A 26,853-nucleotide genomic window follows, 5' to 3' on the forward strand; every position below is an offset into this window, starting at 1 on the left:
ATTTCTTTTTTTACAGAGTTATATTGGATATGACCACAGTCGTCACCGACCGAGCCTCAAGATTAATGGTAAATTTGTTACTATTAATGAACAGCTCAGCTTCAACCAGGTTCTCCTGTTCCGATGTGCGATATAGCTTGGCTGATGCAGCATCCATGGCAAACCGGCCGAGATCATAACCGATTTGTCTTTGCCCTTCCCGGTTATGAACCACCACTGTCAGCTGTTTGCGCGCGGCATGGTAAGCGGCAATGGAATCTCGATCATCCTGCCATAAAATACGGCTGCCCGGACGAATAAACTTGCTGAATTGAGCCATCGCGTAATATTGCTTCGTTATTTCATACTGGCTGTCGCCATTTCTGAAATCGGAGTGGATAAATCCCCAGTTATTCTGGGCGCTTTCATCCTCTACGGCCTGCCAATATACCCAAGCTGCGGGCCGCAGCAGCCGCAGATCCGTTATGACCCTCTCGGCCAGCTCCATGACACTGCTCATATCCTCGTGATCGTGCGGTCCAGTGCCCCCGGTTCCGTACTCCGACATCCACAGCTTTTTCCCCTTCTCCTGCGCCAGCTTGCGAATCTCCTCAAGCTGAATGCCGTTATATGAATGGGTATTGATTTGCGAGAAGCTGCGAAACGTCTCTTCGTCATAGCCGTGCAGCATTTCCAGCGTTTCATCCACACTGTTCTCATCGGGCGCGCTGACTGCCGTTTCGGTTAAGCCTTTTAATTGAAGGGATCGCGCTGTTTGCTTAATAATCTCCATTTGTTTATCGAGCGAAAAATGGGCACCTTCTTGAATATTGCCCTTCTTCCACCAGTTAGAGATCGGTTCGTTTAACGGATTAAGCGTCCGGAAGACAACGCCGTGCACGTCTTTGTAATGCTTAACCACTTCCGTCAAATAGTCCGCAAATTGTTCATAACATTCTTCGCGCAGATTATTGCCGCCGTCTTCCGCACCCGTAACAGAACCGCTAATCGTCATCCAGTAGGGTGGCGAATTCGAAAATGCTTCGGCAATATCAGCTCCGCGCTTCATCGCTGCCAGCAAGACGTATCGCTGGCCTTCGTCGGCACTCCAGTTCCATATGCCCTTCTCCGGTTGAAAACCCGGAACATCGCCGCCTGGACGCAGCGTGTTAGGCCGGATCTCCGGATTTTCCCCGCCGCCGATATTGTACCGGATAATGTTTAAGCCAAGGCCTTTGTCCTCGTCAAAGATAAGATCCATGATCTCATCCAGTTTCTCCGGGCTGCTCCACCTGCCGATAATATGCCCCCACCAGGCAAGAGAAGTACCCCAGCCTTCAAAGCCGTCATAGCCATTCTCCGGCTTGATTTGAATGACGGTTTCCTTGCGGTCAAGTCCGTTATCGATTCTGTTTGTGCCGCTCATAAATCCTCCTGTTCCAGCTCATTTTGAAACCTATTTCATGAAACGGGTTTCATTATTGCTGAAAAATGAATACCCTTTGAAGGGTATTGGTAATTATGGAGCTCGATTGAAAAGGCTTACATTAATCTGGTTTCAATTATATTCCCGGCATCTGGAAACTGTCAATACTTGTTTATTGGCTCATTCGGAAGCAAAGAGACTGCCCTTTTGGACAGTCTCTTTGCCATTTTCATGCGATTCGCTATTTAACGGTTACGCTCATTTTCTCGCTTCTAGTCTCTCCCGCCGTATGTGCCAAATGCATTCGCGAGCTCGCAGGTGTACGTAAAATCCTCTTCCGCCGCAGCTGTCCCTTGAGGTAACAACGATGCTGCCATGCTTAGAGCACCCCATTTTATAGCCTCGTAAATCATTATTTATGGGTATAAAATGCTTCGAATTCCGCAACGGAGTCAAAGCGGTTCAGGGCTACACCTTCCGCTATGAGATGCTTCTCCAGCTTGCCGATAAGCTGCAGCACGGCTAACCGTAACGGTTCAAAATTGGCAGGATCCAGCAACGAGACAAGATCCGGATATCCATAACGAACGTAGAACTCCCAATAGTCCCCTATGTCAACAAGTCCAGGCCATCGTCCTTTTTCCGCCGCATACAATATTCGGGCTAGTCCGTCTTGCAATCCGGCAGCAACAAAAAAGGCCGTTTCGTAATGGCCCTTTTCGCAAGCGGTCAACAGCTTGTTCATCATCCCCCTTTCCTCTTCGTAGTATCCTTTCATACGTTCTTGGTAAGAGCGTTTCTCTTCCAGGCTGCTTCTTTTCTCCGATATTAGACGCATCGTATCCGCAGCCAATTTCTCGCACGCTAATAAGATTTCATCCGGATTATGAGTGAACATGATCGTATCCAGGCATTGATCCAGATGACCCGGCTTTACCTTCAGATCTCTGACTTGCTCGCGATAGTGGCCCCAGCTTCGCTTATAATAGATTTGGTTCAAGAAGCCAAGAGACTTGAAAATGTTTCCCGTAATCTCTTGAGCTTGGATTCGAAAATAGGACAGATTCTGGGAGTCCGCGAAAATCCGCATTTTAGCCAAGCTAACAAGGCATTCCTTTATAACGGATTCTGCTTTGTTAACCATTGATAATGCATTGGCTTCGCTTCCCATGCCGGATATCTTGTCTCGAAGCGCCTTGAATCTGGCCAAATCCTCCTCTGATCGAACATACAATAGTTGGCAGTCCGCGATAATCGTGGTGTTCCACTCCTCCGACGCTGCCATTCGTTCGGCACGATCCCAGCCGATTGGCCAGAAATCAAAGCTGATGCCTTCGATTATGAACTGGCACTCGGCTTGTCTCCCTTTGTCCGTTGCCGGAATAAAGAAGAAATCCAAATCGGAACGTTCCGTGGCTCGCCCCTGCAAATAAGATCCGTAATAGCCGACAATCGAAATATCTTCGGAGTAATGAGTTTTAATATGTTTAACGATAATATCAGCTACAGCAAAAACATCAACCATAAAGCCCCCCCTCCTAGTCTGTCTTGATCAACTTCCATGATTTATTCGAATAGACTAACCAAGCCTTGTAATCCGAGATTTCTGCCCTCATTTCGCATACATGGTCCATATCGGTGTAATGACCAATTTGGCTTAATGGTATCGCAATTTCTTTCGTCCCCATCGTTATTCTTGCTAAATCAATGATTAAACCGCCTCCCGTATATTCAAAGAGCATGGATGCAATGTCCATGGGAATATCATTCATTTGTTTGCCTGTTAACCGTTTATGTTTGGAGACAATGATTTTTGCCAGAAGCATTTTATAATCATTTAGATCGGTCACGTAAAGCTTATTAAACCAACCGTCATCGTGAGCAAAATAAGCAAATCTTACCTTAGGTATGGCATGCAATGGCTTGGCAAGATGAGCGAAATACAATAATTCCGCAATATCAGCACCACTTAAAGCATCCAAATCGCTTTCCTTCGAGAAATCCACCCAACAAAAATCCCCATAACCGTAAATATTGTCTTCCATTAATTCTTCAATTTCTTGCTCCGTAACATATTCAAATCTGGAGTGCATATTCCATTGTGCGCTGTCAAAATGATGTTTTAGCAACAAAAGGTTCTCCGGTCTTTTATCCATACAATTCATAAACTCATGGAATTCGATTCCATAGGAATAAATACAGTTCAAAGAGTTTGGCCTGCTTACATAGATCATATCCCTGATTTTTTTACGATTCCTCATAAATTTAGATCCTCGCATAAATGTTTTATCCTTACTATAAGCCATTTTCGCCAAAATCAGGTGGGAATCTTTAGGTATAAAAATTAAAGCCAAGTACCCGAAGTACTTGGCTTGTTATTTGCTACAGCTGATGAGTTGCAGTCAGCTGCCCTGCCGGGCTTGCTTCAAAGTCATCCGCATTAACAGCGGTGGATTGCCTTGAGAGAACCTCTAAACGCGCAATATGCAAGCCGCGCGATACTTGGAGGCAGAGGATCAAAAAAATCATGTAAAGAATCAGCGTAACAAAGCTCAGGATAAGAAGCATCGTTCCGCTCAATTCGTCGGCTTGATTAACCATGCGGCCAAGACCGTTGGAGAGCATCAGGAATAGAAGAAGCGGCAAGGCTAAGCTGCAGATCCAGCGCCCTTCTTTCTTAGCGCCGCCTGTATCTTCCAGATACCATCGTCCAATCATTCGGTAAATGGAAGGAATCCCGAATAAGTTATAGACGGGAATCAGGATGCACGCGAGCGATTTCCCGGGTGAACGGGCGAAGCTCGGAAAGAGCGTCTTCATATCGAGATGAACGCAATAGATCCAGATCAAATAAACAACCGCGGCAATATAATACAGAACGGAGGATACAATTTCAATGAAGCCGTAGAAATCATAAATATAAGCGGTGAACGCATCCAGACTTGCCGTATACACAATGGTGCTCACCAAATCGGCACAAGCTAGTCCAACAAGCACCCACAGCAGTAATTTCAATACGTTCGACAAAGTCTCTGACTTCAATTTCAAGGTTGGTTCACGCTCCGAATATAGGGATTAGGTAACTGCCGCAAATAAGAAATAGCTTCTTCCAATGTCGCAACCGGGACAATCTGTAGCTTCAAATGCAGTTTTTTTAGGGTTAACTCGGCTTCTTCCTCGTTGCTTAGTCCGGGATACATAAACGTCTCTTTATCCTTAGGGACGAAGAAAATATCCGTGCCCGCCGCTTCGGCCGTTCGCAGCTTATCCCGGATAGCGCCAACGGAGCCGACTGTATGGTCCTCTTCCAGCGTTCCCGTGCCCGCGATAATAATCGTACCGTCTTGAGAGAAATCTTCCTGCATCGCTTCTTCCACAAGACCAATCCCCAGCATAAGGCCGATCGAATCCCCGTAATAATTCGACGTTTCTTCGATTAACTGCTGAAGCCGTTCATCTCGCCGGTCTTGTTCGATCGGGGAGGAGATCACCTCGGAAGCCGAATCTACGGCATAATGGATCGTCTCATTACGCCTATCTTCCTCAAAATCCAACATTGCACTTAGATCGTCTTCAGCCGAGGAATCAACCTTCGTAAATTCGGCTTCCAAATCGCGAAGGCCAACGGAATACTTTTCATAGCGATTACGAGTGACGCCTTCTTGGACGTACACGAAGTTAACGCTGCCGTTGACATCAATCTCTTCCATCGGGACGATCTCGCCCGTAGTCGTGAAGCTATAGTACTGGGGCCAATAAGCATAGATGGCGACCGTAAAGGGAATGAGGAGCAATAGTATGCCTATGATCCAGTGGCGATACGACTTTTGACTTTCGTTGCTTGTCATTTGAGGTATTTCTTTCAATTTTACAACCATCCTATTTGTTCAAATGCAGGTCGAATGACACCTATTCGACAGTTGGATAAGTATTCCTGCTTACTTGCAAGAAACTAAAGAATGAGAACTATTTTTCGTTGAATACTATATGAGTAGATCTAGCTGAACCCTTTTTCTTTTGAAAAAGACTTCTCGTTATGTAATATCCTAATAGAATGCCTGAACTATTTAAGATTACATCATCAATATCAACCGCTCTCATTCCTAGATTAATGAAATACATGATCAGTTGTCCGGATTCAATAATGAGCGGAATAGCGACAGCATAAACGGCTATGTTGATTTTAGGAATGACCCTGATCTTAAAGAAATAGTAAAAACCAAATGGCATGCAAATGACGATATTTCCTATTATATTTCTTATCGCCGTACTGGAAGGGATATCCTGGAGGTACTCGATGATCGTCTTAAAAGGGATATAATTATACAAAATATATTCGGTTTGAGCCGCATAATAAAGCCACACCATAAATACGACAGAGGACGCATACAAAACAAAAGATACATGAAGAACCTCTCGAATCAAGTTGATTCTAAACACTTTCCATAAACCTATTCTTATAATGATGTAAAGCAGCGTTGCAGGAACAGCAACGATAAGAATATCAAATCCTAATCTCATGAATAGATCTTCTCATTAATTCATTTTTGACGCCTAATTTTTTACACGTACTTCTAAACGATTACTAGACTATTCTCACTTCAACCTCCGCCCACTCCCCGCCAGGTACACGTACAAATACATCAAAATCTTGATTGACGGGCAATGCTTTTAGGAATCCGATAAACCGATTTTGTGTTAACGGCTGCCTTTGCCAAACGGAACACTCTCCTAATCTGTTGTTCTATTCATTTTACTTAGCCGCCATTCCGCCGAACAATCATAATTTCGCTAGATTTCTTGTACAATTCCTACGGTTGTTCCTCCTTATCGACGATTACCCACTTACCGTGGTCAAGCTTGGTTTTGATCTTGATTGGAATTCTGGATGCCCCATACATAGCGGCATGATCATCTTGACCAACGCCTTCGTACGTGTACTGAACCCATACTGTCCCTCTCGTAAAGGTATGAAAGACATGCCCCGTGCTTAATTGAACTTGAATGCGGTCATCGGGCTTTTGATTCGGGAAATCAACAAACTGCAGAAACTTGCTTTTTACCGTATCCGATACAGAGGACTCGTCTAACGTTATTCCGTTTTTTCCTTCCATATAGATCGAGGTTACGGTATGTTTAACGCTTTGCAGGATCCAGACATAGAAACCAATATACATTGCTAACACGAGAATTAGCGCAGCAATAAGCCGTGTTCTCCAGCTCTTTAGGCTTATGTTCATGCAAGCCCCTCCCTCGCATTAAGGTCCCATTCCAACGCTCGAAACAATCCAGAACGGTCCAAATTTTTTCAAGTAAAAAACACTCAATTCATCATCGGTAACTCTGTCTTTGAATCTAGTCACATCGTATAGATGCCCGTAATGATGATCATAGCGATGCATGTCGGTAATTTTAGAAGAAAATACACTTCCGAGATGGAAGCTGGCCAGCATATATCTCCGGGTCGTTAGCTGCGGGGACAAGAAACTAATGATCCATAAGGCTACTGCAACAATAATGGCAAGCTTGAGTATCGTTCTTCTCTGCAGCTTAATAATCCATCACCTCTAAGTAAGCAAATTCCAATATGAGGCTTTAATTCTAGTTGTTAGACGATGGGAGCGGACGAATAGTTTCGTTTTAATCAAATGAATTGATCGTATAACTGCAAAGCGGCTTCTTTCCGACCTAAGTCCAGTAAAAGTAGCGACAAATGTCGGAAGTGAATCGACACAACTTTGGGTAATCTTGAGAAGCAGTTGTTAAACGTCCATATACGTATTGAAAAGGAGAAATTGATTGTGAATGAGTTGCAAAATGCGCTGTCTGAGGTTATTGAATCAGGCTCGCAAGCTAATCCTGCTTTGAGTGCAGTCATCCATAACTATGCGAGGTATCATGCGGTACTCGTTATTTTTGGCGGACTATTGGTCATAATCTTTGCATGGCTTAGCATCAGATTTTGGGCAAATTTCAAACGAAACTCTATGATAAACAAGTCCAAATGGAGTTTCGAGAAAAAGGTATACTTTTCTTTTGGAATAATAAGCTCGTTTATCACTTTATTAATGGCTTTGATTGTTGTGGCAAACGCGACAAATACCTTTTATCCGCTGCATGGGTTTTCCTTGTTTATTGATTCATTTGCAATCTCGGATGGAGAATCCTACAAGGATGAATGGCGTTTTGCTTTTATGGAATGGATAAGGTCAGGTAATGAAAATATCCCCGCCATGATTCAGCAGAAAATAAATGCACGTATCGAGTTTCACGCTGCAAAGGCAATAGTTTGCGGGGCTTTGTTAATCATCTTTGTTACACTTGGCCTATTCCTTTGGAACTCCTTAATAAAAAGATCCAAGGCTATGGGTTCCAAGTGGAGATACATAGAAAAAACGTACTTTATATCCGGAATAGCCACGGTTGCTCTTTCTCTGTTATTGATGGTGATGGTTGTGGCAAATACGCAAGGAGCAATTGCACCCTTGACCGCCTTTTTAGTTGGTTTGTCCGGATAAGGTTGGAAAGCTTCGCATCGAAAAAGCACCGGTAGTATGGACGGGACCATACCACTGGTGCTTTTAATAAGTTCTTACCCATTCAAAGCATCTGCATACAAATGCAAAGGCTTCATGCTCTTGTTCTCTTACCCGGAAGTTAATATCCTCAAGCTGATCGGATGAAATATCCTGAATTCTGATATCCATGCGGAAGGCTCCTTGGAAGCTGCCTATTTTCAGATCTTTGACGTCCTCAAACGTAATGATTAATTTGGGACCATCCTGATCAAGCGGAAGTGAACTAAGCGTTATAATCAAATTATCTGTTAACATCCCCGCTTCATGCTCACAGCGAACCAGATTAAAGGATTGGATGTAGCAGAGCTTGTACTGTTTTTGATAAAAACTCTGTATTCGATCAGCCGTATGTTTCATCTTCGGACAGCCTCCTTATTCTTAATATATACTCCACCACATAATTGAAAAGGACCATCTTCTAAGATGGCCCTCCAGGACTAGTAGGGAACAAAATATGCGTTTATTCTACAGTTATTGAGTATTATATAGTATTCGCCCTTGTCTCTTGTTTTGGGGGTATGCGACTCCTATCCACTGCATGAAGCTAGATCCATGTCCCACATATTGTTATAGAGGTGGAAAACATCTCTTTGCTGGCCTAGTACCTGCATAGACTCGAGCAGTTTCGTTTTTGTTGCGGCAGAGGATTGCCTATCCTACAGTAGTAATTATAGGATGTAGATCTTTTGTCATTCTGTGGATGGAGGTAAATATGATTAAGAAGTCATTATTAATTTCTGTTGTCTCTATTGTTGTTATTGCTATTGGATGTATGGTTTACCTAAATAAGATTAGCTCCACGAAAGTCATTAATCTTAATAAAGAAGCAGTAAGCATTGTATTAAATGATCCTTCTTCTGCTAAACCAACAGTAATTTTCATTAAGGGAAAAATTTATAGACCTTTGTTTAAAGATCATTATTTTGAGGGATCAATAGTCATTGATGGATATGATTTTACACAGAATCCACTTAATCGAATGTATTTAGTTGAGAAAAAAAAGGGAATTAATAAAGGAATGTTGGGCTATCATATGAAGCAGAAACCGTATGATACTACTAACCTTGGACTAATTTATTATGATAATGACTTCAAGAATATTAATATTACATGGAAGACTACACCCGAAGAATTCTCAAGTAATTTGTATATAGTTACAGCCAATAGTTATGATCAAGCTATTGAAGTACAAAATCAGATGAGAGAGAAAATCAAAGATGAGAATTGGTTTGAACCTCATAAATAAAATTTGTTTTCAAACTGCAAAAAGTCACTCACATTGTTGAGTGGCTTTTTTTAAAGGAGGCCAATCATAATTGGCCTCCTTCCCGTTGTTAGTTCGGTTTCTTCCAGCTATCCTTGAGCGGTACAATACGGTTAAACACCAATTGATCATCCATACGGGATTTTGCGTCGACGGAGAAATAGCCATGGCGCAGGAATTGGAATTTTTGCTCGGGCTCGGCATGCTTAACATGTGCTTCAATCAGAACTTGTTTTCGAACCAAGGAATCGGGATTTATTTTGGATGTCCAATCCTCGCCGTCCTTCGGCAGCTCCTCGTCCTGAAGCAATTTATCGTACAGGTTAACATCCGCCCGGATGCAATGCGCTGCCGAGACCCAATGGATGGTCCCTTTCACCTTGCGCCCGGTAAATCCTGAACCGCTCTTCGTAAGCGGATCGTACGTGCATCGCAATTCCATGATTTCACCGGAAACAGGATCCTTAACTACCTCTTCGCATCGGATAAAATAAGCTCCCTTCAGCCTAACTTCTCCGCCTGGACGAAGCCGGTGATAGCCTTTTGGCGGCTCCTCCATAAAGTCTTCCCGTTCGATATAAATAGTTCTGGAGAAAGGGACCTCACGTTTACCCAACGCTTCGTTTTCACCGTTATTCTCGATCAGCAGCATTTCCTCCGACTCTTCCGGATAATTCGTGATAGTGACCTTTAACGGCTCCATAACTGCCATAACACTTGCCGCTTTTTCCTTGAGGTCCTGCCGCACGAAATGATCCAGAAGTGAAATGTCTACAATGCTTTGATTTCGGATACTCCCGATTTCCATAATAAAAGCATGGATGCTCTCCGGCGTATAACCCCGGCGTCTTAAGCCGCGAAGGGTAGGCAGTCTGGGATCATCCCATCCGTCCACGAAGCCGCCTTCCACCAGCTGTCTTAAGAACCGCTTGCTCGTAACTACTCCGGTTAAGCTCAATCGGCCAAATTCCCTTTGCCTTGGAGGCTCAGCAATCTCCAGCTCATTCAGGACCCATTCGTACAACGGCCGATGATCCTTGAATTCAATCGAGCAGAGCGAGTAGGTAATCCCTTCAATCGCGTCTTGAATCGGATGCGCAAAATCGTACATCGGATAGATGCACCAGTCGTGTTTGGTCCGATAATGCTCAGCGTAAATAATACGGTAAAGGACGGGGTCACGCAGATTGATATTGGGAGAGGCCATATCTATTTTTGCCCGCAATACTTTGGTACCGGCTGGGAAGGCTCCGTTTTTCATTTTCTCGAAAAGCTCCAGATTTTCCTCTACCGAGCGTTCCCGATAAGGGCTGTTTCTGCCCGGCTCCGTTAAAGTTCCGCGGTACTCCGTTAATTCTTCAGGCGTCAGATCGCATACGAAAGCTTTACCTTTCTTAATTAGGGCAATGGCAGCATTGTAGATTTTCTCCGCATAATCGGAGCCGTAATAGATGTGTTCTTTGGGATCAACGCCAAGCCACTTGATATCCTCGATTATGGCGTTAACGTATTCGATATCTTCTTTTAACGGATTAGTATCGTCGAACCGCAGATGAAAGGTACCGCCGAAGTATTGCGCAATCATAGCGTTCGTAAGAATCGCGTAAGCACTCCCGATATGGAGATAGCCGTTAGGCTCTGGAGGGAATCTCGTGCGCATTTCCCTGCTGAACGGCTTCCGTTCAAGCTCTTCGCTAATAAGTCTAAACATGTGATGCTCCGCTAAATGTTCCTTTGAATTCTCCATTCCGAATTCCTCCTAAAAAGAATTTCGCTTCTTAAAGCCTACCTATAGCCCTAAGAGCAATTCTTACTTCGTAAGCATTAGCTAAGGCATTGTGAAACAAAAAAAACTTCACCCCCAAGACGTTAAGTCTTGGGGACGAAGTTTCGCGGTGCCACCCCAGTTTGTTAATATGTCGCCACATTAACCTCTTCAAGTACGGCATTGCATGCAATGGTTATACTCTAGCTCTGTAACGGGAGCTCCCGTCATGCCATCACCCGTAAGGATCCGTCATGCTGCTCAGAGGCTTGTTTCGTGGAATCGTCCTCCGCTCCTTCTCAGCTGCCGGAGCTCTCTGTTCGAGAACGTTATTCCCTTACTCTTCTCTTCATCGCGTTTCCATAATTGTTTATTATAATACGAATAATTCCCTATTTTGTAAACGGTATTCCGTTTTTAATCCGGTTGTACTCTTTCATCGTAATGGAAAGCACCGTGCCATGCTTACACCGGTAGAACTTGCCGTTAATGAACCACTCATCCGGCAAACAATAAAGGATCACAGCTAAAAACTTACCTATCGTGCTTTTTGAGATTGATAACTGATTAGCTGGACCGTTCCTTGTGTAATACTATACCGATACATAAATTTTACGACGGGGTGATGGGAATGCATGCAAATACAAATAACCGGGAAGCCATCGAGAAGGTAAGGGAACTGATCAAAGACATCAAAATCGCGATGCTCACAACGGTGTCGGAGGAAGGCCTGGTGTCACGCCCGATGAAAACGCAGGATGTCGATTTCGACGGCAGCTTGTGGTTTCTTACAAAAAAGGATACGGAGAAATTTCATGAATTGCTTCAGAACAAGCAAGTAAACGTAGCCTATGCGGACAAATCCTTTGTCTCCATTCGCGGCGTGGCGGAGCTTGTGGACAGCACCGACAAAATAAAGGAATTCTGGAATAAAGCCTACGAGGAAATACTGGAGACGACCTATGACGATCCCAACCTTGTTCTGATCAAGGTGGATGCCGAAGCCGCCGAGTATTGGGACTCCGGCAATAAGTTCAAGATGGTAAAGTTTCTGTTCAATAGATTGATGGGTAAAAATACGGAAGGAACAGAGCTGAACCAAACCGTGGAAATGAATTAATACGGCCTCATGCACAAACTCGCTTCGGAAGGAAGCGGGCTTGCGGCATGAGGCTTTTTTTAACCCGTTACGTGAATATAAAACCAACCCGCCAACCACAAGCCAAGAGGAAGCAGCACACTTGCAGCCGTTAGACTGTGTGTCAACGGTTTCTTCCGAATAAATGAAAAGATCGTATCCGACAAGAAAAAGATAACCGCAGCCAATAAGCTGACTTGATAAAGAATAAGTCCAAAGACGCAATGAAACACGGCGGATACCGTCAATTGAACCCAACGCCTTGGGGCAACAAAATGCGCAATGATATCGCTGAGCAGCGACGTCATCGATCCATAAACGTAAATAACAGGACCGGCGTACATCATATATATAGTGACCATTCCAAAAGCTTCATGCAATCTCGCTCCTAATGAAAGGTTGTTATGGATAAGAAATAAATCCGGCTCCCATAAGGCAAAAATAATAGTAAATAAGAAAGCGGTTATTCCGGCGCTTATGATTTTTCTCATGAATAATTGGCCCAAAGCTGGATGCATCGTTCCTTCTCCCCTTTCCTTGACGTATGCAGTATGAACTTACGAGCATCATACATTAGGAGCAAAGCGTACGTAAGTCCTATCTTTTGTAGTACCTGGCTCGGAAAAAAATTTTTTTCAAAAAATGATTTCCGTTGTCGATTTCAGTATCCTTCGTTCGTTGTCTACATAGAGGCTGAAGAAAACAGTCTAAACCAAGCGATGGAAGGATGTTATTCAAATGGCAAAACTTACGGCTTATATCCTATCAGAAGACGCGAAAGCACAGGCAGATTTTTATGTTCAGGCACTGGGCGGGGAAATTTTGTCCGTCGTCACCCACGGTCAGCTTCCAGAGTCCAATGAAGAACTGAAGGACAAGGTTGTTAATCTCAGCATGACGGCAGCAGGCATTACCTTTCTCATGTCCGACTCCGTGTTTGAGCCGCTTAGGCAAGGGAATGCGATTAATCTAAGTCTGGAGTATTCTGATGAAGCTGAAGCACGTGCTGCCTTCGATAAACTCACGGTAAACGGCAAAGTAATTTGTCCGTTGGAGCCGGCTTTCTGGGGAGCCTTATTTGGACAAATCGAAGACAGATTCGGCATCAGATGGATGATTACAACTACTGCGCCACAGGCTTAATGTGCATGAAAAAGGGGCTATCTCATAAGTCATTTAATTGACGATGAGATAGCCCCTTTTATTGGGGTTAAACAGCAAACTCCGCATTTAAATGTTCTTCCGATCGCCATTGTTCAGTGTTCAGGGATTCCTTCAAATAAATGACAAACGTTTAGTCTTATTTGAAGGGGGCAGCAAGATAAGCTTTCACCTTCTGCACCGCTTCCGCTATCGTACCCGCTTCAATCTCGACTCTATCCTGACCGTATTGCATCATGGCATGCTCATAACGCGGATCGTAGTAATGCTCCAGCAGCAAGCGGACTGCCAGCTCGTACTGGTCTTCCGTTAAGGCCTGCATGATTTGAGCAGCGATCGGCGTATGAATCCGTTTCTCAATCTGCTTGAACGCGGCAATCAGTTCCTGCTTGTTCTCATAAGGATTGTAGTCCTCCACAATATGGCGGACCCTCTCTTCCAGCGGCAGACGGATAAAGAGCTGCTTCCCGGCTTCTTTCTTCTCAATCAGGAATGGAGGCAATACGGCTTTGCCGATCCGTTTGCTCTCTCCCTCCATCAGCACGTACGGAGCTTCCTGCAGTTTCAGCAGATCCGTGACTAGCAAAGCTTCGAACGTCTTCTGATTATTCGCCTTCTGCCCGACCTGACCAAAGATCGAACCTCTATGGCCCGCCATGCCTTCCAAATCAAGAACAGGATAACCTTCTTCTTGAAGCTCGCGCAATATCGTCGTTTTTCCGGTTCCCGTATGGCCCTGCAGCACAATCGCCTGCGGCTTGAGTTCGAGATGCTCAAGCGTATCCACAATCCATTTCCGGTAGGTCCGGAAGCCTCCGGTCAGCCGGTAAGCCCGGATTCCCATCAGTGACAGCACCGTAGCCGTTGTCTTGCTTCGCATGCCGCCGCGCCAGCAGAATACGGCTTTGGAGTCTTTGATCTGCTCGAAGGATTTGATGAACGCCGGCAGCTTGGCCGAAAACAGTTCAAGTCCCCGGTCCTTAGCCGCTTGGACGCTGACCTGCTTGTAAATCGTGCCCACTTCCGCCCGCTCGGAATCGTCGAAGAGCGGAATATTCAGGCTGCCCGGAATGGTGGAATCGGCGTACTCCGAAGGAGAACGCACGTCGATCATAACGATTTCTTTTTTATCCCGTAATGCCAGCAATTCCTCTATGGTGATGTCTTGAAACAAGTTAACCGCTCCTTATTCGATCAAGCTACAGTACAACGATACGTCCCGGATGGTCGGCAACCGTTTCTCCGATAATAGCCGCTTCCACGCCGGATTGCTTCAGCTTGCCCAGAAGCTCCTCCGCTTGGCTGCCTTCGACGGAGATAAGCAATCCACCGGAAGTCACCGCATCGCATAAGATCCATTGACCGATCTGATCCAGCGTATCCGGGAAGGTAACCGAATTCTGCACATGGGCGAAATTGTTCTTGGTTCCTCCCGGAACAAAACCTTCCTCGGCCAGCTCTCTTACGCGCGGGAGCACAGGCACTTCATTCGCATGAATGCGGATTCCAACTCCGCTGCCTTTGGCCATCTCAAGCGAGTGACCAATCAGGCCAAACCCGGTGACGTCCGTGCAAGCATGCACATGATACGGCTCCATGGTTTCAGCCGCCGTCTTGTTCAGCGTAGCCATCACATCCGTCACGCGCTGAATTTCTTCATCCGACAGTTTGTCTTTCTTGATGGAAGTCGTAAGTATGCCTACGCCAATCGGTTTGGTCAGGATAAGCTTGTCTCCCGGTACAGAACCTGCATTGGTTCTCACTTTATCCGGGTGGATGAGGCCAGTAACGGCCAATCCAAACTTTGGTTCGTTATCGTCGATGGAATGGCCGCCAACGAGGGTAATGCCCGCTTCCTTCATCTTATCGCCCGCACCGCGCAATATATCGGCCAGTACTTGTTTGTCCAGCGTCTTGATCGGGAATGCAACGATATTCAGCGCGGTCAACGGTCTGCCGCCCATAGCGTAAATATCGCTGATCGCATTGGCAGCGGCTACTTGTCCGAACGAATACGGGTCATCGACGATCGGAGTAAAGAAATCGACGGTTTGCACCAGCGCAAGATCGTCGCTTAATTTGTATACGCCTGCATCATCGCTTGTATCGATGCCGACCAGAAGATTCGGATCCGCCACGGGTACTGGCAGGGAACGGATAACTTGCGACAGGTCGCCTGGACCAATCTTGCAGCCGCAGCCGCCTTTGGTGGAGTAGGAAGTCAGTTTGATTTTTTCAGTATCGGGCATTGGCTCGTATCCTCTCTATATAAGAAATGTTTTATAAAGCTAACCATATAGAATAATGATAAAGGATTATGCGGATAAAATCTAATTGTCCGCCTTAAGCACTCCGTGGAAAAGAAATTATTTTCGCCTCATGCAGCAAAAAAAGCGTGGCTTCCTTCTCGGGAAACGCACGCTTTTGACTTACAACAAGAGTTACTTCTCGATCATAATCCAAGAAAGCATCGGCTTGGAATTGCCCGCCTTAACCGCTTTTACAACAATTTCTCCGTTTACTGCCTCAATATTCTCGAATACCTTCGCCTCGCGTTTCGAGCCAATGACGTAATTGCTCAGCAAGGTTTCGCCGTTAATGGTCAGGTTCATATTCCTATCGCTTGCTTTCCAAGGGTCATAGAAGCCAACGGTTACTTTATACGTTCCTTCCGGAAGCTGGAAGCGGTAGGCGATTCCTTTGCCGTTCTCGTTGCCGTCGTACTGGCGGATCGTTTCATACGCGTCCACCGGTGAGGTTTGGGCCCAAGTCTTTCCGTCATCGGCTACATAGCCCCACTTCATTCCGGTAATTGGATCTAGACCGTATTCCTGCTCCTCTTGCGACTGGAAAATGCCCAGCACTTCGCCGTCCTCCAGCGTGCCAGGCGTTCCGTCACCGGCATCCGCATAATAGACGACTTTGTTATTGGAGTTTGGCGTTGCATCCATTGGAGCGGATTCCGAAGCTACTCCGCCGCGAATGGCAATGACCTTAAACGAATAAGCCGTACCGTTCTGAAGTCCGGTTACAACCGATGAGCCGGGTGCTGCAGGAACCTCCGTTTCCGTTCCGCCATTCTTTGGCGCATAGTGAATCAGGTAGCTGTCCGCTCCGTCTACTTCTCTGTATTGAAGCACAACCTGCCCATCGCCCTCTTTGATCTGATAGATTTCCGGGGCGGCTGTCAGGTTTTCCGGCTTACGGGCAACCTGCAGGTAAGCGAATTGCGCGTCCGCCCAGCTATGAAGTCCAACGCGTCCGCTTGTGTACGTCGAATCCTTTACGTCAAAGATGAGATTGCCGTCCACATAAGCTTGAATACGCTGACCGTCGAGTTGAACCTCCAGCTTGTAATACTCGCCTAACTTAGGCGAGAAAGGCACGGCCTCGGCCAGATTTTGTCCGTCTCGGCGAAGGAACAGAATGCCGTTCTCAAAGCCAAACACATAACCTTTCGAATAGCTGCTGCCGCGGAACGTGATTCCCCAGTCCGCTTCGCCATTGGCATACTTCGCAACGGCCGTAATGGTTCCGTCAACGATTGATAGATTGTTAACGCCGATCTCGCCGCGGTTATTGCCGCCGGAAACATGCTTCAGGAGCCCGTCTTCCATCGCCCATTTGCTGACGTCCTGCGTGTAGCCCGCAAGATTGCCGCTTGTAAAATCGTCCTTATACCGGATTTCCCCATTAACAGGTGTTACAGAAGTTTCCGTATAGCCGGTTCCTTTGCCGCCTTTGCCAATCGTCGAGACGCGGACGGTTACCGCTTCCCCGTTGGTCAGACCGGTTAATACGGTTTTGTTGCCGCTGATCTGCTGGACATTGTTGTTCAGCGAGGTTTGAACCGTATATCCGGCAGCCCCTTCAACGGCACCAAACGTAAGCAGGGCTTCTCCATTGCCCGGAATCGCAACCAGCTTGCCCGGCGCGGCAATGTCCGGCTTTACCGTAAACTCGGCCGTAGGCTTGCTGGAGTTGTTGCCGTCTACGGCTTCCACAACGCCGTAATACACCGTTCCGTTCGCAAGTCCGTCAATCTGAATCTTGCCGTTAGGTACTTGGGCCAAAACTTGCTTATCGTAATTCCCCGACTCGGTGCCATAACGAACGCGGTAGGCGGATACGCCAATCTGAGCATCGTAAGCGAGGTTAAAACCTCCATCCGTGCTTGCTGCTTTTACGCCGGACGGCGCAAGCAGCTGAGGCGTGCCGTATGCTTTCTTGGAGGTCGGGCCAAAGCCTTTGTCATTGCCTCCGCGAATGGTTACGCCATACTGCACGTCATTATTTAGACCTTGAAGGATAACGGTATCGGAGGACATATTCGACAGCGTCAATACCTTCTTGTCATTTTTGCTGCCGTATTCCACTTCGTATTGGTAAGCGCCTTTTGGAGCTTGGAAGTCGATTTTAAGACCTTTGTTGAGCGGCTCTACCTTTACGATTTGGGGTGCATCCGGCTTTTTGTTATCTTTTACGACGTCGCCGTTAAGCGTCACGATTGAACGGGCCGGGATAACCGCATCAAACGAGCCGTCGACCGATGCCGGAATGTCCGCGCCTCTCGCCAGATCCTTGTCAGCCGATGTGACATAAGGCTTCAATACATGAACCGCCTCGTGTTTATCGATGCCGCTCAGTTCAACCTTGATATGTTGCTCCTTCGCGCTGTCGTTAACGAACACTGTCGTTACGGTATTTTCCCCTTCATGCTTGTATGCCGATCCGAGCAGCGCGCCGTTGCGCGCGTTATCGTCAAGGCCGGAAAGCGCTATACGCTCCGCGCCCGGACGAATAAATTTACTGTAGTTGCCCAGCGTCCAGAACATTTTGGAAGTGAGGATATTTTGCTCGTCGCCCGGGTTATGGAAGTCGGTATAGATCAGACCGTCCTTGTAATCTCCCGCGGATACGGCCGTCCACCACTGCCATGCGGAAGCATTGGCTCTCGCCAGGTCGAAATGGATCGTCTTCGCGATATAGAGGGCCGGGTCAATGCCAAGGTCGCGGCCGGGACCGTAGTCCCCGAGAATGCAATATTCGCTCATCCAATAAACCGCTTCGCGGTCGTATTTGTTCAAATTGGAAAACAGCAAATCCCTTAATGTACCGTACCGGTCATCGCCCGCCTTGCTGTAATCCGACCAGTAGGAGTGAGAAGCAATATGGTGCCCAACCGCTTCCTGAAGCTCCGGATCGCCAAGCAGGTCTTTAATATATTCGCGGTATTTGCCTACGCCAAGGCTGTTGGAGCCGCCGCTATACTTCTCTTGGCCCGAGAAGGATTTGAACACTTCATCATCAAGCAAAGCCGTAATCTCTACGCCGTCAGGCGCGCTGATCTGCGTCTGCAGTCCTTTGGCTTGCAGTTGCTTATACAGCTCGAGAATAACCCGCTTAATATCGTCGTTGTTATACCGGTTGCCTTCCTGGCCTGCTTTGTTCCAGTCCCAAGTCGGTTCATTAATCGGGCTGATATAGTTCAGATTAATGCCTTGTTCCTTAAAATGTTCAATGACATCCGTCAAGAAGGTCGCGAACTCGTCCTCGTACCCGTCCTTCAGGTTCGTGGAGCCAACCGTGGAATCCGGCTGGGCATGGCCGTTCTTCGTCATCCATACCGGCGGGCTGTTGACAAAGCCGATAAGCGTATCTACGCCGCGGTCTTTGGCTGCCTGCAGGAACCACTGTTGACCGGCTTGCTTGCTCCAGTCGTAATTGCCGTTCTCCGAGGACTTAAACGATTCGACGCGGCGCCAAGGATCGGTAATGATCGTTTTGTCCGTCTCGGTTGAGCCCGCCCCGATATTGAAACGCCAAGCGGTAAGGCCAATCCCCTTGTCCCTTGAGAAAAGCAGATCCGCTACCTTGTTCTTGTTCTCCTCTGTCCAGTTCTTCCCGAGCTGCTCCATGCTCCAGGCGTCGGACGCTCCAAAGTTATCGATGGTCTGGAAGGTGGTTGAGGCATCCACTTTTACGACGGCATCGTATGTAACAGGTGTTTTCCCAGCCTCTGCCGCATAAGTTGGACTTCCCAGCGAGGTAAGGCTGATGACGGTACCCAGCATCGCTGCCGCTGTTCTTTTCTTAAGTTTGAACGGTTTCAATCGTCTTCCCCCTTAAGTTGAATTGGTCGGGCCAGTTAAGAAAACGGTTTCATGAAACCGGTTTCCTAAAGCGCCAAAAAGGTGGAGCACGTCATCTTCTGAAGGCTCCACGCTCTCGATTTTACTTCCTGCTCCTTTCCTCCACATCCTACTTTGCTCCTAAATATTCCATCCTTCAATCGATATTTTTGTCTAATCCTAGCTTTTTTTGTTGAATTAACAAAATGAAATAAGCAGCGGTAGACCAACCGTTTGCCAGACCCAAGCAAATAAATTGGCTCCAGTCTATGAGATATATTCATTATTCCGAGCTCGAAGCTTGCACGTACTATGAAGCATATCGTCTAATGAGGAGTTGAATAATGAAAGCTTTAGTTACGGGAGGCGCGGGCTTTATTGGTTCCCATCTGACAGATGCACTGGTTCAAAGCGGTGCCGATGTCCATGTCATTGACAATTTATCTACGGGCTTCAAAAGCAATGTCCATCCCGATGCCGTTTTCCATGAACTAGACATTAACAGCGATGCGGCTATGCAAATCATTAAGCAGGTCAGACCCGATATTGTATTTCACATGGCTGCGCAGGTCGATGTCCAGCGTTCGGTAACTGATCCCGCCTATGATTCTTCGGTTAATATTGTCGGAACGATTCGTCTGATGAAGGCATGCCAGCAGGCTGAAGTCGGCAAGCTTGTTTTTTCTTCTACCTCCGCTGTTTATGGCGATGCCAATAAAGAAAGAAACTTGGAGGATGCCGTTGCAGCCCCCATCTCCTATTACGGCCTGTCCAAGCTAACGGGAGAGAACTATATCCGGCTGTTCCACAAAATGCACGGTCTTCCCTATACGATATTGCGCTACAGCAACGTGTACGGCCCTCGGCAAAACGCTTCCGGGGAAGGCGGCGTCGTATCTATTTTCATGAGCAAATTAAAGCAAGGCCTTCCGCTTCACGTAAACGGCAGCGGTAACCAAACCAGGGATTTCATCTATGTGCAGGATGTTGTACAAGCGAACTTGGCGGCCATTCATCAGGGAGACCAGGAAACGATTAATATCAGCACGGGACTGCGCACTTCCATTAACAATTTGATTCATATGATCAAGCTTATTCATGGACAAAATGTCGAAATCACTTATGGCCCGGAACGGCCGGGCGATATTATGGACAGCTGCCTGGACAACGCAAAGGCCAATCAACGATTGGGCTGGCGGCCTGCAAGCAGTTTGTTTGAAGGGCTCTCCCAAACCTATCTGCATGTGCCATGAAACAACAAGAAAGCTAATATCGTCACTGCTGCCAGCGGGATATTAGCTTTCTCTTCATTTCCTTCACTTGGTAGCCACATAAATAATTGTAAATCCATCGTCTCTTCCGGGCACAATTTCGTAGGTCTCGTTGTCCTGCGTTACAACCTGCAGAATATGAAAGCCATGCTTGACAAGCAGACTGCGCAGCTCCTCCGGACGGTAATGACGATAATGATGAGGGTTTACGCCATGCAAAAAATAAGGATTCTTTAAGTGAGGAATAACGTTTTCATTAGGCGCCGAAATAAGCAGCACCCCGCCTTTATTTAAGCATTGATATAATTTTCGGATAAATGACTTGTCGTCCTTCATGTGTTCCACCGTCTCGAAACAAATAATGACGTCATAGCTTGGCAGCGGTAGTTCCTCGTGAAAGGAACCCGATAAATCCGTTTGGCAATAAACGGTTTTGTGGGAGAAGAAGTAATGTATCGCCCAATTTAATCCATGCTCGGACCTATCCACCCCGACCGCTAATGTACATGCGGAATGGGCTGCCAAATAATGCGTTCCAAAACCCGAACCGCAGGCGGCATCGAGCAAAATATCGCCGGGACGGATAAACCGTTCCGCATATTGGTAGCGATAATAATGATCAAGCATGGCATCTTCTATTGACGTTGCATACATTCGTTCCATCTTCGCAATTTCGTCGTCCATTTTTCTCCCTCCAGCAGCCTTGAATTTTAAACTTGATACGCAGAACAGATATTTACCATGGTATATCTGTACATTGCATATGACCGAATCTATGAATCTAATGTATGAAAGCAATAAAGAGGAGGAGATCAGCTTGACCGATTGGATAGATTTTTCCGCACAGGAGGTTTCGGTCGGAGCGGGAGCGCTGCCGCTGAATATGGCTGCAGGCACTGAGATTTTGCTTACTTCTATCTTTCTTCCTATGCCCAGTCGTCAAACCCGGATTAACGGTTATGCCACCATCGGCTGGGAGACCCCTCTATTACAGAACACGCAGCGCATAAATATGATTTTCCGAATTCGCCGCGGTGGGTTTACATCAGCCCATAAGTTGATCTGCTTGGTCAAGGATACCGCGTCGCTTGGCCGCGATGTTCCGGTATTAACGATAGATAAGACTTTATCTTTGCAATTCAGCGATTTGCCAAGCTCAGCGAACGTCGGAACTTTTCAGCAATACTGCCTGACAGCAGAGCTCGCAGGTGCCGGTACGGCCACAATCTCCGGATCTGTCACGCTTATTGGCGGAACTTTTATTCTATAAAAAGAGGAGGGTAAAAAAGCTATGGCCATCCATGACTCTGCTTCAATTACAGTATTGCCGGGCACGCATTCCCTCCCGCTTCCTATCCCTGCCGGTACGGAAACCTTGCTTACATCCGTATTTCTTAAAAGCTCCGGCCCTGACAGTAAGATCTTTATCGAAGTCTCCGTATGCTGGAGGGCCGAAGCGTCTCAATTGCCTATTGTGCCGAAGATCATACTCCGGCTAAGACGCGGCGGCGCTACCCCGGATTTCCCCGAAGTATCCCAAATCGCAGACTCCTATTACGTAAACCGCAAAACTTCCTCCATCCCTGCCACAACCACCTTTTATCATGTGGAATCTCCCGAGCCGGGAACAGCCGGGTTATATCAAACCTATTATTTGACTGCGGAATCCGCCGGAATAGGCAGGATCACCGTAATGGGACCGATCGTTTTGAATGGAACAACAATCGGTTATTCCTAACGATTTTTGTTTTTTGAAAGGAGGTGATAGCATGACTGTTACAATTGTAGACTACCAGTATCAAGAAGTTGCCGCCGGAACCGGTTCGCTCCCGTTTACAATCTCTCCGGGTGCCGAATACTTGTTGACTTCCATCTTTCTCCAAGTGAACAATATCAATAACCGGATTGAAATCAAAGCATCCATTGGCTGGGAAGCCCAGCTGCTGCTGCTCAATATCGTTCCGAAGCTGCTCTTCCGCATCCGGCGCGGCGGCATTTCCGCTCCTGCTCCTGTGGTTTATCAGACAACGGATTCCGCTTTTATCGGAACCGCGCAAGAAGGCCCTTGGGTAGCGCTTGATTTCACGACAGCCTTCCAGCATACGGAAACGGCTACGGCTGCTCTGGTTGGTACCTTCCAGCAATATTCCCTCACGGTTGAACATGTCGGACAGAACTCGGTTACCATTACCGGCCCCGTGCATCTTGACGGAACGGTCTATCTGTAAGCAGGCAACCATTAAGTGGTTGGTTAGCTGGATTCCGGCTAACCAACCGCTTCGTTGTTTACCGGTCCTCGAAAATATTCTGCGAGCCGGTTCGGGTATCCATCCATACAACGAAAGTCGTTCCCGCCGCATTGATTTCCAGGTCGTTATAATCGCCAATGGACGGTGTAGGTTCTCCAAGAGAAGGGTCTGCGTTTGGATCAAAGGAGACGCTTGTAATCCGCCGGTTAGGCAGAAACGTATTGCCGGCATCATTAGACTCGGCTAAATAGACATCAATGAGAGTATTGGTTACGCGGTTCGTATAGTACATAGCCTTAAAGGCTCCAGTATCACGGGAAACCGTCGCATTGGGCAAAAAGTTCTGCGTTCCGGCAGGGCTGTCGTCAATCTGCTTTGCGCTTGACCAGGTATTTCCCCTGTCCGTCGAACGCGCCATAAAGATATGCGCGCTGCCTGTACGGTTGTCTTGCCAAACGGCATAAACGATACCTTGACCATTAAACGGCGAAATATCCGTTGCCATATAAGCGATGGTCAAGACGCGGAAGCCAAAGGTTGGAACCGGAAGAGGAGTGGGGACGAGGCTGACAGTGGATACCAAAACGATTGGCCCAAAGGTTACTCCTCCGTCCAAAGATTTCCGCATTAAATATTGCGGTGTTCCGGGACCGTATTGCATCCAGCCGACATACACATCTCCTTGCGGTCCGATCGCAATCGTTGATCCGAAGCTTGTTACGCCTTGCACCTGATTCGTAAGCAGAATTGGCGGAGACCAGGTCTGTCCTTGATCGACGGAACGCTGAAACAAGGTTTCCGACTGCCTAAAATCGTTAAAGTACCGGGTATACGCAATGTACGCTTGACCCAAATAAGGGCTGCCGTTTGCCGTATCAATCGTTAGCGCCGGTTTGTCATTATAAACAGCCGTCCCGTAGCCTTGATTGACAATGATGGGAGCAGAGAACGAAGCTCCGTTGTCGATGGAACGATAGACGATAATCGAAGAATCGCGCACAGGGTTTACGTTAAGCGCGGTAGCGGCAACGAGAAAGGTCTGAGCATAACCAAAAGCGGCTACAGCATCTCCGGAGGCGGCAAATCCGGCGGGAGGAGAAAGCAAATTTTGCGCATATGATACGCCCGCGTCAATCGAACGGTAGACCGTTGTCATGTTATTGCCTGAACGCAAATCATTTGTTGTTACCACAATAGTGGATTGGTCAAGATTATTAAGCGCAATGGATGGCTCCTGCTGCGGCCCTGAAGGGGTAATTTGCTGATTTGCCATCTATCGTCACTCCCTTTCTAAAATTTATTAAGACTGGTTGGCTTGGAACAAGATTGAACCGACAATATGGTCATCTACGATAGAAAAAGAGCCCGGAATATTCATCTGATAGGCATGGCGCAAATAGGTGCATATTTTTGAACCGTGGTGACCGGGATGCTTAGGCGGATGAGATACCTTACGGGTGTGTTGATTATTCAGAAGCCGTTCATACTGCTTTTCAATTCGTTCTGCCATTGCGGGGAGCGACCATTGCTGCAATCCCCAGCTGTGTCCGTTCTTGGCTAATCGGTTGCGAAGCGGCTTGTTCTCGATCAGCAATTGCAGGCAGCGAGACAGTTCGCCGCTGTCCCCGGCTCTTGCCATCAATCCGGTCTGACCGTGCTGTACCATCTCCGGAATACCTCCGGCATCCGAAACAATTAGCGGCTTGCCCGCAAGCTGAGCCTCCATTACGGCATACGGCTGGTTGTCATTGAGGCTTGGAAGGACGATGATATCCGATTGCCGCATTAACGCCGGCACATCGTTTCTGCTTCCCGCAAAAACAACATAAGGCGATAAGCCAAGATGAAGCGCTTTTGCCTCCAGCTCCTCCCGAAGATTGCCGTCGCCAACGAACAGGCAACGCCAATCGTTCCTGGATTGCTTGAGCAGATACAGGGCATCCAACAAGCTGCTGTGTCCTTTTACTTTATCGAGGCGGGCTGGACATAGAATATTGCAGTGGTCTTTCGGGAGCCTGAACGAATTTCTTTCTTTTGTGCGCTGTAAAAAACGTTCGATGTTCATTCCGTAAGGAATCACTTCCATATGATCACCGGGAACCAAATAACCGCCAAGCGTCCGATGCAGCCAATTGGTCGGCACAATAGCCAAATCACTGGAGGTTGCGCCATAATATTCTCTGGCGCAGGCATATTTCCATATCGAATCCGATGGCGCCCGCCCTTCCAGGGAAACCCAGAAATCGGTTGCCAGGCACCCGTGTATCGTATTGATCAAGGGAATGCCATCCGGCTTGATTTGCCATAAAGCACGCGAGGAGATAACGTCTTGAGCGTGGATAATATCATAACTCTGAACGCCCAAATACGCGGCAGCCAGCGCATAACAGCAAAACTCGATTTCCTGGTCCACGATCCAAGGATCAATCGGGATCTGCTGCGAGGCATACACCGTTTTTATCTCTTTTTCTATTAGAGGTCTAAACAGCTTTTTTTCAACCCTGCGGCCGGAGTTAACAATATAATAGCTATTCTCGTCCGGATGCCTCGCGAGTATATCTACTTTATGTCCCCGCTCCTCCAGGCTGGCTTTCAAATCCTGCATATATGCCCATACCCCGCCTACATGCGGAATGAGCCAATACGTTGCTATAAGAATTCTCATAAGCTTTCAGCACGCTTAGAGGTTAAGGTTTTTTCGTAAAGAAGAGCCGTCCGGTTAATCATGGTTTGCAAGGACCAATTACGCAGTCCATGATATCTCGCTTGATTAGCCAACTTCTTCCTTTGATCTTCATCACTAAGCAGTTTATTTATGCTCTGGCATAACAGATCCGCTTTCCCTTTCTGGAAAAGGACGCCCGTCTTCCCGTTGTCAATCATTTCAGGTATTCCCCCTGTATCTGAAGCAATGATCGGTTTTCCAGCCACCTGCGCTTCCATAACGGCAAACGGCAAATTGTCATGAATACTCGGCAGAACAATAAGATCCGCTTCCTGCAGCAGCAACGCCATGTTGTTCTGGTGACCCAGAAATGTGACATGTTGACCTAATCCCAAACGGTTTACGGATCGTTCCAGTTGCTTGCGCATGAGTCCGTCTCCCGCCAACCAGCAAATCCAATCCGAACGGGATTCCTTCAACAAAGACAAAGCTTGCAGCAATACGGGATGACCCTTCACAGGATCGAGACGCGCAGGACATAGTATTACCTTCAAGCCGTTTTTATTGAAGGAAGGCGTATAAAGGGCGGTTTGATGGAGGAATCTCATCGTATCAAAGCCATATGGAATGACGGCTGCCGAGGAAGCGGTTCGGGCTGGTTTTGCGTCATACTGCCGTTTAAGCCATTGAGAAGGAAAAACGATTCGGTCTGCCGCTATTCTTCCGTAGTAATCAAGCGCTTTCGCCCATTCCCAGGGCAAGGAAGGCTCCGAAAAAATACCCTGATATCTCCATTCCTCTGCCAGATCTCCATGGAGCGTTAATAGCAGCGGAATATTTGGGGGCTTTACTTCATAGGCGCCTATTGCGGATATGACGTCCTGAGCATGGATGAGATCATAATGATGTAATCCGAAATGAGATAACGCTTGACGGAAAGCGATGCGCTCGCTTTCCATATCAGCGAGCCAAGCGTCAAAGGAATTCGTCTTTCTATTGTAGCGCGTACCGATCTGCTGCTTTACCGCCGCCGAAACAGCCAGTTTATCGATTGTTTTCCCCTTGTCGGCAATGTGGTATTTCATTCCCGTTTCGTTGTGGGAGATAATATCGACGTCATGCCCAAGGTCTTCGAGTCCCTTCCTTAATGCCAGCGTATACGTGGAAACTCCGCCGGAATAAGGAATACACCAATAGGAAACAAGCGCAATCTTCATTCCGTCCCT

25 protein-coding genes and 1 other annotated feature are annotated in these 26,853 nt (G+C 47.0%); of the genes, 8 read left to right on the forward strand and 17 right to left on the reverse strand.

The window, feature by feature from the left end; genetic code table 11:
- Nucleotides 1–10 precede the first annotated feature (10 nt).
- From WFK81_RS22625 to WFK81_RS22655, 7 genes are all read right to left on the reverse strand, one after another.
- Nucleotides 11–1,405, reverse strand: coding sequence for a glycoside hydrolase family 30 protein (locus WFK81_RS22625; RefSeq protein WP_336788658.1), 1,395 nt, complete (start codon nucleotides 1,403–1,405; stop codon nucleotides 11–13).
- 412 nt (nucleotides 1,406–1,817) lie between these two features.
- A complete protein-coding gene (locus tag WFK81_RS22630; RefSeq protein WP_336788659.1) occupies nucleotides 1,818–2,930 on the reverse strand; it encodes a hypothetical protein in 1,113 nt (370 codons plus the stop codon).
- A 13-nt stretch (nucleotides 2,931–2,943) separates the two neighbouring features.
- On the reverse strand, nucleotides 2,944–3,561 hold the full coding sequence (locus WFK81_RS22635; protein WP_336788661.1) for a hypothetical protein: 618 nt from the start codon (nucleotides 3,559–3,561) through the stop codon (nucleotides 2,944–2,946).
- 226 nt (nucleotides 3,562–3,787) lie between these two features.
- Nucleotides 3,788–4,453, reverse strand: coding sequence for a hypothetical protein (locus WFK81_RS22640; RefSeq protein WP_336788663.1), 666 nt, complete (start codon nucleotides 4,451–4,453; stop codon nucleotides 3,788–3,790).
- Entirely contained in the window at nucleotides 4,450–5,253 is an 804-nt protein-coding gene (locus WFK81_RS22645; RefSeq protein WP_336788665.1) for a hypothetical protein, read from the reverse strand. Before WFK81_RS22645 ends, WFK81_RS22640 begins: the two co-directional genes overlap by 4 nt.
- A gap of 118 nt (nucleotides 5,254–5,371) precedes the next feature.
- Nucleotides 5,372–5,926 (reverse strand): VanZ family protein, encoded by a 555-nt coding sequence (locus WFK81_RS22650; protein WP_336788667.1) that lies wholly within the window; start codon nucleotides 5,924–5,926, stop codon nucleotides 5,372–5,374.
- Nucleotides 5,927–6,216: 290 nt separating this feature from the next.
- Nucleotides 6,217–6,645, reverse strand: a complete 429-nt coding sequence (locus WFK81_RS22655; RefSeq protein WP_336788668.1) for a hypothetical protein — start codon at nucleotides 6,643–6,645, stop codon at nucleotides 6,217–6,219.
- Nucleotides 6,646–7,206: 561 nt separating this feature from the next.
- On the opposite strand from WFK81_RS22655, the gene WFK81_RS22660 reads away from it, so the two are divergent.
- Entirely contained in the window at nucleotides 7,207–7,923 is a 717-nt protein-coding gene (locus WFK81_RS22660; RefSeq protein WP_336788670.1) for a hypothetical protein, read from the forward strand.
- Between the two features lie 63 nt (nucleotides 7,924–7,986).
- On the opposite strand, the gene WFK81_RS22665 is transcribed toward WFK81_RS22660, so the two are convergent.
- Nucleotides 7,987–8,340, reverse strand: a complete 354-nt coding sequence (locus WFK81_RS22665) for a hypothetical protein (RefSeq protein WP_336788671.1) — start codon at nucleotides 8,338–8,340, stop codon at nucleotides 7,987–7,989.
- 355 nt (nucleotides 8,341–8,695) lie between these two features.
- On the opposite strand from WFK81_RS22665, the gene WFK81_RS22670 reads away from it, so the two are divergent.
- Nucleotides 8,696–9,229: a hypothetical protein gene (locus WFK81_RS22670; RefSeq protein ID WP_336788672.1), complete on the forward strand. Its 534-nt coding sequence runs from the start codon at nucleotides 8,696–8,698 to the stop codon at nucleotides 9,227–9,229.
- Between the two features lie 88 nt (nucleotides 9,230–9,317).
- Here the strand turns inward: WFK81_RS22670 and WFK81_RS22675 are convergent, their stop codons facing one another.
- Nucleotides 9,318–10,994, reverse strand: a complete 1,677-nt coding sequence (locus WFK81_RS22675) for a glutamine--tRNA ligase/YqeY domain fusion protein (protein WP_336788674.1) — start codon at nucleotides 10,992–10,994, stop codon at nucleotides 9,318–9,320.
- Nucleotides 10,995–11,122: 128 nt separating this feature from the next.
- Nucleotides 11,123–11,374, reverse strand: a binding site (T-box leader).
- A gap of 263 nt (nucleotides 11,375–11,637) precedes the next feature.
- On the opposite strand from WFK81_RS22675, the gene WFK81_RS22680 reads away from it, so the two are divergent.
- The gene (locus tag WFK81_RS22680; RefSeq protein WP_336788677.1) at nucleotides 11,638–12,132 is read left to right on the forward strand and encodes a pyridoxamine 5'-phosphate oxidase family protein; all 495 of its coding nucleotides are present in this window, start codon (nucleotides 11,638–11,640) and stop codon (nucleotides 12,130–12,132) included.
- A gap of 59 nt (nucleotides 12,133–12,191) precedes the next feature.
- Here WFK81_RS22680 and WFK81_RS22685 read toward each other — a convergent pair whose 3' ends face one another.
- On the reverse strand, nucleotides 12,192–12,512 hold the full coding sequence (locus WFK81_RS22685) for a hypothetical protein (protein WP_336788679.1): 321 nt from the start codon (nucleotides 12,510–12,512) through the stop codon (nucleotides 12,192–12,194).
- 376 nt (nucleotides 12,513–12,888) lie between these two features.
- Between WFK81_RS22685 and WFK81_RS22690 the strand changes: the two genes are divergently transcribed.
- Nucleotides 12,889–13,293 (forward strand): VOC family protein, encoded by a 405-nt coding sequence (locus tag WFK81_RS22690; RefSeq protein WP_336788681.1) that lies wholly within the window; start codon nucleotides 12,889–12,891, stop codon nucleotides 13,291–13,293.
- 157 nt (nucleotides 13,294–13,450) lie between these two features.
- Here the strand turns inward: WFK81_RS22690 and mnmH are convergent, their stop codons facing one another.
- The 3 genes from mnmH to WFK81_RS22705 form a co-directional block, all read right to left on the reverse strand.
- Nucleotides 13,451–14,485 (reverse strand): tRNA 2-selenouridine(34) synthase MnmH, encoded by a 1,035-nt coding sequence (gene mnmH / locus WFK81_RS22695; RefSeq protein ID WP_336788683.1) that lies wholly within the window; start codon nucleotides 14,483–14,485, stop codon nucleotides 13,451–13,453.
- A gap of 25 nt (nucleotides 14,486–14,510) precedes the next feature.
- On the reverse strand, nucleotides 14,511–15,560 hold the full coding sequence (gene selD, locus WFK81_RS22700; protein ID WP_336788685.1) for a selenide, water dikinase SelD: 1,050 nt from the start codon (nucleotides 15,558–15,560) through the stop codon (nucleotides 14,511–14,513).
- A 192-nt stretch (nucleotides 15,561–15,752) separates the two neighbouring features.
- The gene (locus WFK81_RS22705) at nucleotides 15,753–19,424 is read right to left on the reverse strand and encodes a glycoside hydrolase (RefSeq protein ID WP_336788687.1); all 3,672 of its coding nucleotides are present in this window, start codon (nucleotides 19,422–19,424) and stop codon (nucleotides 15,753–15,755) included.
- A 362-nt stretch (nucleotides 19,425–19,786) separates the two neighbouring features.
- On the opposite strand from WFK81_RS22705, the gene WFK81_RS22710 reads away from it, so the two are divergent.
- Nucleotides 19,787–20,695, forward strand: coding sequence for an NAD-dependent epimerase/dehydratase family protein (locus WFK81_RS22710; RefSeq protein ID WP_336788689.1), 909 nt, complete (start codon nucleotides 19,787–19,789; stop codon nucleotides 20,693–20,695).
- 63 nt (nucleotides 20,696–20,758) lie between these two features.
- Here the strand turns inward: WFK81_RS22710 and WFK81_RS22715 are convergent, their stop codons facing one another.
- Complete coding sequence (locus WFK81_RS22715) at nucleotides 20,759–21,397, reverse strand: class I SAM-dependent methyltransferase (RefSeq protein ID WP_336788691.1); 639 nt, start codon at nucleotides 21,395–21,397, stop codon at nucleotides 20,759–20,761.
- Nucleotides 21,398–21,530: 133 nt separating this feature from the next.
- Between WFK81_RS22715 and WFK81_RS22720 the strand changes: the two genes are divergently transcribed.
- The 3 genes from WFK81_RS22720 to WFK81_RS22730 are packed head-to-tail and all read left to right on the forward strand — an operon-like array spanning nucleotide 21,531 to nucleotide 22,941.
- Nucleotides 21,531–21,983 carry a hypothetical protein gene (locus WFK81_RS22720; protein ID WP_336788693.1) on the forward strand — a complete coding sequence of 151 codons (453 nt, stop codon included), beginning with the start codon at nucleotides 21,531–21,533 and terminating at the stop codon, nucleotides 21,981–21,983.
- 21 nt (nucleotides 21,984–22,004) lie between these two features.
- Nucleotides 22,005–22,451, forward strand: a complete 447-nt coding sequence (locus WFK81_RS22725) for a hypothetical protein (protein ID WP_336788695.1) — start codon at nucleotides 22,005–22,007, stop codon at nucleotides 22,449–22,451.
- A gap of 31 nt (nucleotides 22,452–22,482) precedes the next feature.
- On the forward strand, nucleotides 22,483–22,941 hold the full coding sequence (locus tag WFK81_RS22730) for a hypothetical protein (protein ID WP_336788697.1): 459 nt from the start codon (nucleotides 22,483–22,485) through the stop codon (nucleotides 22,939–22,941).
- A gap of 58 nt (nucleotides 22,942–22,999) precedes the next feature.
- On the opposite strand, the gene WFK81_RS22735 is transcribed toward WFK81_RS22730, so the two are convergent.
- Genes WFK81_RS22735 through WFK81_RS22745 form a run of 3 tightly spaced genes read right to left on the reverse strand, consistent with a single transcriptional unit; the run spans nucleotide 23,000 to nucleotide 26,844 of the window.
- The gene (locus tag WFK81_RS22735; RefSeq protein WP_336788699.1) at nucleotides 23,000–24,235 is read right to left on the reverse strand and encodes a sialidase family protein; all 1,236 of its coding nucleotides are present in this window, start codon (nucleotides 24,233–24,235) and stop codon (nucleotides 23,000–23,002) included.
- A 27-nt stretch (nucleotides 24,236–24,262) separates the two neighbouring features.
- Nucleotides 24,263–25,627, reverse strand: a complete 1,365-nt coding sequence (locus tag WFK81_RS22740) for a glycosyltransferase family 4 protein (protein WP_336788701.1) — start codon at nucleotides 25,625–25,627, stop codon at nucleotides 24,263–24,265.
- Nucleotides 25,624–26,844, reverse strand: coding sequence for a glycosyltransferase family 4 protein (locus tag WFK81_RS22745; protein WP_336788702.1), 1,221 nt, complete (start codon nucleotides 26,842–26,844; stop codon nucleotides 25,624–25,626). Before WFK81_RS22745 ends, WFK81_RS22740 begins: the two co-directional genes overlap by 4 nt.
- Between the last annotated feature and the right edge of the window lie 9 nt (nucleotides 26,845–26,853).

This window comes from Paenibacillus sp. MMO-177, assembly GCF_037147795.1.
Classification (GTDB): Bacteria; Bacillota; Bacilli; order Paenibacillales; family Paenibacillaceae; genus Pristimantibacillus.